9 protein-coding genes are annotated in these 6,933 nt (G+C 57.2%); 5 read left to right on the top strand and 4 right to left on the bottom strand.

The features are described from left to right. Both E8A46_RS14000 and folE read left to right on the top strand, forming a co-directional pair. Nucleotides 1–1,251 (top strand): MFS transporter (locus tag E8A46_RS14000; protein ID WP_291561577.1); only part of this gene is annotated, 1,251 nt, incomplete at its 5' end. A gap of 249 nt (nt 1,252–1,500) precedes the next feature. Beyond that, entirely contained in the window at nt 1,501–2,085 is a 585-nt protein-coding gene (gene folE / locus E8A46_RS13995) for a GTP cyclohydrolase I FolE (protein WP_291561575.1), read from the top strand. A 146-nt stretch (nt 2,086–2,231) separates the two neighbouring features. Here the strand turns inward: folE and E8A46_RS13990 are convergent, their stop codons facing one another. The 4 genes from E8A46_RS13990 to E8A46_RS13975 all read right to left on the bottom strand — a co-directional run bounded on the left by E8A46_RS13990 (nt 2,232) and on the right by E8A46_RS13975 (nt 4,588). Next, complete coding sequence (locus tag E8A46_RS13990) at nt 2,232–2,357, bottom strand: hypothetical protein (RefSeq protein ID WP_291561571.1); 126 nt, start codon at nt 2,355–2,357, stop codon at nt 2,232–2,234. 340 nt (nt 2,358–2,697) lie between these two features. Continuing rightward, nucleotides 2,698–2,919 (bottom strand): hypothetical protein, encoded by a 222-nt coding sequence (locus E8A46_RS13985; RefSeq protein ID WP_291561570.1) that lies wholly within the window; start codon nt 2,917–2,919, stop codon nt 2,698–2,700. Nucleotides 2,920–3,381: 462 nt separating this feature from the next. Beyond that, on the bottom strand, nt 3,382–3,534 hold the full coding sequence (locus E8A46_RS13980) for a hypothetical protein (protein ID WP_291561568.1): 153 nt from the start codon (nt 3,532–3,534) through the stop codon (nt 3,382–3,384). A 472-nt stretch (nt 3,535–4,006) separates the two neighbouring features. Beyond that, nucleotides 4,007–4,588, bottom strand: coding sequence for a phosphatase PAP2 family protein (locus tag E8A46_RS13975; protein ID WP_291561566.1), 582 nt, complete (start codon nt 4,586–4,588; stop codon nt 4,007–4,009). Nucleotides 4,589–4,751: 163 nt separating this feature from the next. Here E8A46_RS13975 and E8A46_RS13970 point away from each other — a divergent pair, with 163 nt between their 5' ends. The 3 genes from E8A46_RS13970 to E8A46_RS13960 all read left to right on the top strand — a co-directional run. Next, nucleotides 4,752–5,609, top strand: a complete 858-nt coding sequence (locus tag E8A46_RS13970) for a hypothetical protein (RefSeq protein ID WP_291561564.1) — start codon at nt 4,752–4,754, stop codon at nt 5,607–5,609. 348 nt (nt 5,610–5,957) lie between these two features. After that, complete coding sequence (locus tag E8A46_RS13965; protein ID WP_291561562.1) at nt 5,958–6,509, top strand: PRC-barrel domain-containing protein; 552 nt, start codon at nt 5,958–5,960, stop codon at nt 6,507–6,509. A gap of 205 nt (nt 6,510–6,714) precedes the next feature. Continuing rightward, nucleotides 6,715–6,933 (top strand): hypothetical protein (locus E8A46_RS13960; RefSeq protein WP_291561560.1); only part of this gene is annotated, 219 nt, incomplete at its 3' end.

Below are 6,933 nucleotides of genomic sequence, written 5' to 3'. Positions count from 1 at the left end.
GTACCGTTTCTCATGCTTTGCTATTTCATTGCCTATCTGGACCGGGTCAATATCGGCTTCGCCGGTGCGACAATGCGCGCCGACCTCAATCTCTCCGCAACTGCCTTCGGCGGAGCCGCCGGGATTTTCTTTCTCGCCTACTTCTTCTTCGAAGTGCCGAGCAATCTTGCATTGAATGCCTTTGGCGCGCGCCGCTGGATCGCCCGGATCATGTTCACCTGGGGGATCATTTCCGGCGCACAGGCATTCGTCTCGGGGGAACTGAGTTTCAACATCGTCCGCCTGCTGCTCGGCATCGCCGAAGCCGGTTTCTTCCCGGGTATCATTTTCTTCCTGACACTTTGGTTTCCGACCGCCTATCGCGCCCGAATTGTCGGCTGGTTCATGTTCGCCATTCCCATATCGACGGTCATCGGAGCACCGATTTCCGGCCTCATTCTCAGTCTCGAAGGTGTCGCTGGCCTACACGGCTGGCAATGGATGTTCCTGATCGAGGGTTTTCCAGCACTGATTATGACTTTCGCAGTTCTTTACTACCTCACTGACCGACCGATTGACGCAACTTGGCTCGAACCGCAGGAGCGCGAATGGCTGCAGGGCCGGCTCGATCGTGAACGCGCAGAGCGTCTGCGCATTCTGGATCTCTCCTGGTTTCGCTCGATGATGGACTGGCGCGTGATGGCGCTTGGCCTTGTCTATATGGGCTGCAATATTCCCCAATACGGGTTGAGCTTCTTTCTGCCTCAAATCGTCAAGGCGTTCGGCGTGTCGAATGTGACGGCCGGTTTCATCACAGCAGTGCCCTATCTCGTCGGCGCCGTTGGCATGATCGTCTGGGGATTACACTCGGACCGCACTGGCGAGCGCAAATGGCATGCGGTGATCGCTTTCCTGTCTATCATCATTGGCCTTGGCCTTGCCTCTACGGTCGATGATCCGACGATCAAGATGTTGTTCCTGTGTGTTGCCGGATTTGGCTTCTTCGCAGTCCTGCCGATCTTCTGGACGCTGCCGACAGCATTTCTAAGCGGTGCCGGTGCGGCGGTCGGCATTGTAGCCGTCAATTCGATCGGTAATCTTGGCGGGTATTTCGGCCCGCAGGCTTTCGGCCTGCTGCGGGACGATACCGGCAGCGACGTCGCAGGTTTGATCTTCCTTGCCGGATGCGGGTTCATCGGCATGTTGATCGTGCTCTTGCTTGGATATAATCCGGCGATCAGCCGCAGTCTCGCGGCAAGAGCCGCCGGCTAACGGGTTTCATTATTGTCTCCCCGCAAGCGAAAAGTCATTTTATCGAATCCAAAGCAGCGCGTTTCACCACAGTGCCAATTCGATCGACATTGGGGCGCGTTGAGAAGCGCCGAATGGACATTGTGCGTGGATTGATTGGCAAGCGGTGTGGTCCCTACACTAGGGCTCCGATACATCAATGAGTTTATGCAGGTGGCTAGTAGTGGTAGAGGTGTTGGGTTCAATTCATCGCGAAAAGGGAAGTTGTAAATGGCCAAGGTTCATCAGCTGAAGCCATCGCAGAAACAGGTCGAAAATGCCGTTCGGACACTGCTATCGTGGACTGGTGACGATCCGGATCGGAAAGGCTTGAAGGAAACGCCATCGAAGGTCGCTCGAGCTTACAAAGAGTGCTTCAGGGGATATGGTGAAGACCCTGAAAAGCTTCTCCGGCGCACATTCGATGAAACCGCGGGCTACGATGAGATAGTCACGCTCCGCGATATCCCCTTCGAGTCCTTCTGCGAGCATCATCTCGCGCCGATAACCGGGTTCGCCCGCGTTGGCTACCGTCCAAACGGTCGGGTAGTAGGAATATCAAAGATAGCGCGCGTGGTGGACGCCTTCGCCAAAAGCCTTCAAATTCAGGAACGATTGACGGCTCAGATCGCCGACGTCATTGAGAAAGTGTTGCAGCCGCAGGGGGTCGCTGTGGTCATAAAGGCAACCCATGGATGCATGACCACCCGGGGCGTGCATAAGCAAGGGGTAACGCTGGTTACGAGCCGAATGTTGGGATGTTTTCGCGACAGCGCGTCGACTCGTCAAGAATTCATGACAGGTCTCAATATTTAATTTGCATGCTCAGAGAGGGCGGCAACTGCCTCAGCGTAGTCTTGAAACAGTCTTGTCCTATTGACCGCGAACCGTTCGTCCTCGCGCTCGGTCATCTTGCCTGTCCGGCGTGGGCTCGTACCTTTCGGTGAGCCCAAGCGCCTCGGCTAAATTTTTTCGAAAGATGCCGCTGGCCCTGAAAGGCCCCATTGACCAAGTTCCATATATTTCAGCATGTGGGCAATATTGAACAGCGAGCCGGGAACCTGGAAGAGCATGTTGGTTCCCATCACCGCTCGGCCTCCTGGGCAGTTATCGGTGACAGAGAGTGTTGGGCTCCCGCCTATCGAGGGAAGCATCATGTCCCAATCTCAACTCCTTTCGTCCATCGTTCCGTTCGTTGAAATTGAGCGCCCCGCCTGCCCGAAGTGCCAGGCCCGGATGTTGCTCGCCGGCATCGTGCCGGCGCGCCTTGGCATCGACTTACACACGTTTGAGTGCGCTGCGTGTGATCACGTACTTAAGACGCTTACCGCGTATGAAGATCCTATGAAGTCCAGGGTCCTTGGACGTTGGCTTGAAGGCGATTTGTGCTCACCGAGGTAATCCGCATCAGTGAGCCAATCACGCTGGCTATCTAAAGATTGCCTTGAGCTTATCCCAGAGCGACGCGTTGCACTGATCGCCGTCGTGTTTGGATGGTGCCGGCTGTGTCGCGCTTACCGGGCCTGACGCCGGAAACGTGTCGATCAAACCCGCCTCAAGTTTCACATGCATTTCCAAGTCGACAGCAGCAGCTTCCTGGGGATCGGCAGCGTTCTTGTCGATTGGCGCGGGATCAAATTTCTCTACCATTTGAACTTCCCTCAGCAAGCGAACGTGCCCGTGAATAAGTCGTTCCCCGAGAAACAAACAAAGGGGACCGTCCGGCAAGAACCGGCGGGTCTTGAGCCCAGTCTGCTCGACCTTTCCTCAATCTTATGACTTGCCCGGAGTGAGATCCGAAACCATTTGAACCCAAGGCGTTTGTTTCACGCAAGCTAGGTGACAACCGGACATTGCGGGGAAAGCGAACGAGGCTGATTTTTCCGGTTTCTGGCCTTGGCCAACGAAGCGGCACGCGAGCGCCTAACCCGCTCCTACTTTGCACCCCCCAGGGGGCCGACAATGCATCGGTTTCCCTCGGGGCACGTTCTGCCGCCCCCTCTACCGACGGTCGCGCTGATGCTGATCTCGCTGACATTTATTCTAGCGAAAATGGCACCCTTCTATTCTAGCGGAAAGGGCACCCTTTTGCATGTTGAATGCGGAGAAAGCTTAGGTCCGAAAAAACATGAAATAAGTAAAGGCAAACGCCGCCACCACGAGACCAAGGCTCCATACGAGAACGTTGCGGATGGTCGGACCGAGCTCCGCTCCGCGCGCCTCTTTTGCTGTCTCGACGATTTGGCTGTTTTCTTGTTTTCCCATTATGTCCTCGCTGCATGTTCGACCATGACGCCTCATTGGTCCGCGAGGGCAACGTGCCAGCGTCGGGGGATGTTCCGACGCCATGCGACCATGATGGCGGTTCCGATCACGTCAGCGAGGACGGCGGTCGCCTTTAGGACCATTAGGCACCGTTGAACATCCTATCAATCAGGTTCTGAAGTTCGGCCTGAGCTCCAGCGCCTTCGCGCATGAAATAGTTTAGTGGAACTTCGCGCGTGACCCGGCGGCGGGTATCGCGGTATTTTACTTGATCGACATTCTGCGCCGCCTCAAGTTTTCAGATCGGTATGTCGCGCGAACGCCTGACGGCGGCGCAAAATAGGCAGCTGGTTAGGTGTCGATACCAGTACCGCATGTCCGTTATTCAGGCTATTGATCCAGGGCGGATTTAGCGGATCGACCACAGGCTGTAACGTCGAATTCTCCACAGCAGATATTTCTTGTGTCTAGGTCACCGCGACAGGAGGGCCGGGAGATCTCTCTCACGGCCGTAACCCGTCACCAATCTGAGTATCCGTTCTGTAACAACGCCCACGACAAGACCGGCAACGACATCGCTCGCCCAATGCGCCAACAGCACGATCCGCGTCAGAACCAATCCTGCGCCGATGCTCCACACCGCATTGCGTTGCTGCGCGGGAAGCGTACTGGCGGCCGAAGCCAGCGCCCCAATGTGCACGGCATGACCTGATGGAAATGCATCGAGCCGCTTGCCCGAGAATGGGACACCTCGCCAGTGCCCCTGAACGGTTCTGCGGTCGGGTCTCTCCTGATCAAACACGGTCTTCAGGATATGAGGCAGGCCCGATGCGACAAGCGTCGTCAGAAGGATGTGGTCACTTGCGCGTCGCGCCTTTGCATCCTTGCCGCGACAATAGAGCCACCAGCCGGCAGCCAGCGCGCACAGAATATGCTCGTCCGCGCCCCAGGTGAGAACTTCCGCAGCCCGTTCGGTTCGCCGCCCGGTGTGAGCCGAGATAGCATTTGCGATCGAGCGGTCGGCGCGCGTCGGACGAACGGTGATCGGCGTCATTGCGATTCACCCTGGAGTGGGGTTGCGGGGGCCGGGTGGACTAACCGATGCGCAGCTTTTTCGTTCCTGCCGGAGGCCAAGCCGACCGGTCGGAACCTTTGTTCCCCATGCTCATTAATTCGGCACGCGGCCCCAATGTCCGCGATAAAGCTGGGAGCACATCATGATCGATACTGTCGTCATTCAACCCGGGGCAGACACTGGCGAACCCTCTGTCGCAGGCGTTTCCTGGGCCGCCGTCACCGCTGGCGCGATCGTTAGCTGCGCATTGACACTTGTTGTTCTGGCATTTGGCATTGGGCTCGGCCTCTCCGTTGTTTCGCCGTGGGGCGGTTCGGGCGTTTCAGCCACGACTTTCAAGATCGGTACCGGACTCTATCTCGTAGTCATCGCGATGCTGTCGTCCTCGATCGGCGGCTATATCGCAGGCCGCCTGCGCTCACGGTGGATTGGCGTTCACAGCGACGAGGTGTATTTCCGCGATACCGCGCATGGCTTCGTAGCCTGGGCACTTGCGACCGTGTTGGGAGCCGTTTTGCTGGCGTCGCCCGCCTCAAACCTTTTGGGCGGCGCCGCCGCTGGCGTCACGCAAGGCGCAGTCTCATCCGCTGGTCGGACGGGACCTATGGACGGTTACGTCGATACGCTTCTGCGGTCTGATGCACCCGCCGCGCAAAACTCCGGCCAAAATTTCGGCAATGCATCAGACTCGCGCGGCGAAATGGTTCGGCTGTTTACCTCCAGCTTGCGCAATGGCGGCGATCTGAAGCCAGCTGACCGGCAATATGTTTCCAAGGTGGTCGCTGCGCGAACCGGCCTTGGCCAGGCGGACGCCGACAAGCGCGTCAATGACGTCGTGACACAGGCGAAGGCCGATATGGATGCAGCCCGGAAGGCCGCCGCTCAGCTTGCGTTCTGGCTGACGGCATCTCTGCTCATTGGAGCGTTTTGCGCAAGCCTTGCCGCGACCGAAGGCGGCGGTCTCCGCGACGGCACATGGCGCCGCAGAGCCGCCAGATAATTCCCCTCAAACGTGAAAGGAAAAGCGCATGCCTATTCTCCTCTGGTTGGTGGGGATTCCGATTCCTCTGATCATTCTGATCCTTCTGCTAAGCGCGCAGCCGAAACAAATTTCTCCGCCGCGCCAAGCATACTACCGCTTGCGGAAGGAGTGCGACGATCCGTCAATCCCGCGTCAGCGAGGTTGACCGACTGCCTGCCATGTATCCGTTGAGCGTCCATCGCCGCATTCGAACGCAATGGGCAGAACGCATTAGGATGCTTAAAGCGATCCAAAGCACACCCTTTTCCAGCCAATGGAACCAAAGCCGAACAGCCCGTGTTGTTCCGGTTCACAATGGAGGAAACCATGAATTCCAAATATATCGCAATCGCGTTGGTGAGCACCGCGTTAATGACAGGTCTCGCGTCTGCGCAGACCTCTACAACGGCCACAACTGACAAAGCCAATAGCAGCGCAATGATGCACAAGGAGGGCCAGTGGCGCTCCTCCAAACTCATTGGCGTCGACGTTTATAACGAAGCCAACGAAAAAATCGGTAATATCGAAGAACTTATTCTCGACAAGTCCGGCAAGGTTGAACACGTCGTCCTTGGGGTCGGCGGCTTTCTCGGAATGGGCGAGCATTACGTCGCAGTTGCTTTCGATAAGCTGAAGTGGGCGAACGAGCCAGTTCGATCGACGACGGTTTCTACCGCTCCTGCGGGAACTGCACCCGCTACAAATATCGACAGCAACGCGCGAACGGCAGCGGACGGAACGGCAAAAACCACGACAGGTTCCGCCACCACCACTACGCGACCTGTTCGGGCTGCAAACGAGCAGTGGTACCCGGATCATGCGGTGCTTAACGCCACCAAGGATCAACTGAAAGCTATGACGCAATTCAAATATAACTAAAGCCGTTCGGCCTATTTCATTTCCCCGTCTTGCCAACAAGGCAAGACGGGGGTTCTTAGCTCACAGTAACCGCTTCCGCAAAAGCTGCTTGTCGCCGCTGGCGCCGTTGATATGGATGCGAGCCCATCCCAAATTGTTGTCCGCTTCGCGCAGGCAACGAACGCAAACGAAAGTCGTTTTCGTTCCCATACGCCAGATTGGAGCGGTGAACGTGCGTTTGGGCAAAAAGGGAGCGGCTCCTGCTGGCACCGCATTCCAGCACCCACCTTGGGTGGGCACGTTGTACCTGCGCTCCGACGCCGGCGCCGCGATCAGCGCAAGTCACTTTGGTCGGCTCTCGGACGGTCAATCTTTGGTGCGTCGGACCTTACCGGGATCCTTGGCTGTTTCGACCGAGCTCGCCAATCGCGCCGTTTCTTCAATA

It is taken from the genome of Bradyrhizobium sp. (assembly GCF_004799445.1).
Classification (GTDB): Bacteria; Pseudomonadota; Alphaproteobacteria; order Rhizobiales; family Xanthobacteraceae; genus Bradyrhizobium.
This window is presented reverse-complemented; position numbering and strand designations above follow the sequence as displayed.

Excerpts from the sequence above, each read along its gene's own strand:
- folE (WP_291561575.1), top strand. The coding sequence starts at position 1,501 with ATGGCCAAGGTTCATCAGCTGAAGCCATCGCAGAAACAGGTCGAAAAT.
- E8A46_RS13985 (WP_291561570.1), bottom strand. The coding sequence starts at position 2,919 with ATGGTAGAGAAATTTGATCCCGCGCCAATCGACAAGAACGCTGCCGAT.
- E8A46_RS13980 (WP_291561568.1), bottom strand. The coding sequence starts at position 3,534 with ATGGGAAAACAAGAAAACAGCCAAATCGTCGAGACAGCAAAAGAGGCG.
- E8A46_RS13975 (WP_291561566.1), bottom strand. The coding sequence starts at position 4,588 with ATGACGCCGATCACCGTTCGTCCGACGCGCGCCGACCGCTCGATCGCA.
- E8A46_RS13970 (WP_291561564.1), top strand. The coding sequence starts at position 4,752 with ATGATCGATACTGTCGTCATTCAACCCGGGGCAGACACTGGCGAACCC.
- E8A46_RS13965 (WP_291561562.1), top strand. The coding sequence starts at position 5,958 with ATGAATTCCAAATATATCGCAATCGCGTTGGTGAGCACCGCGTTAATG.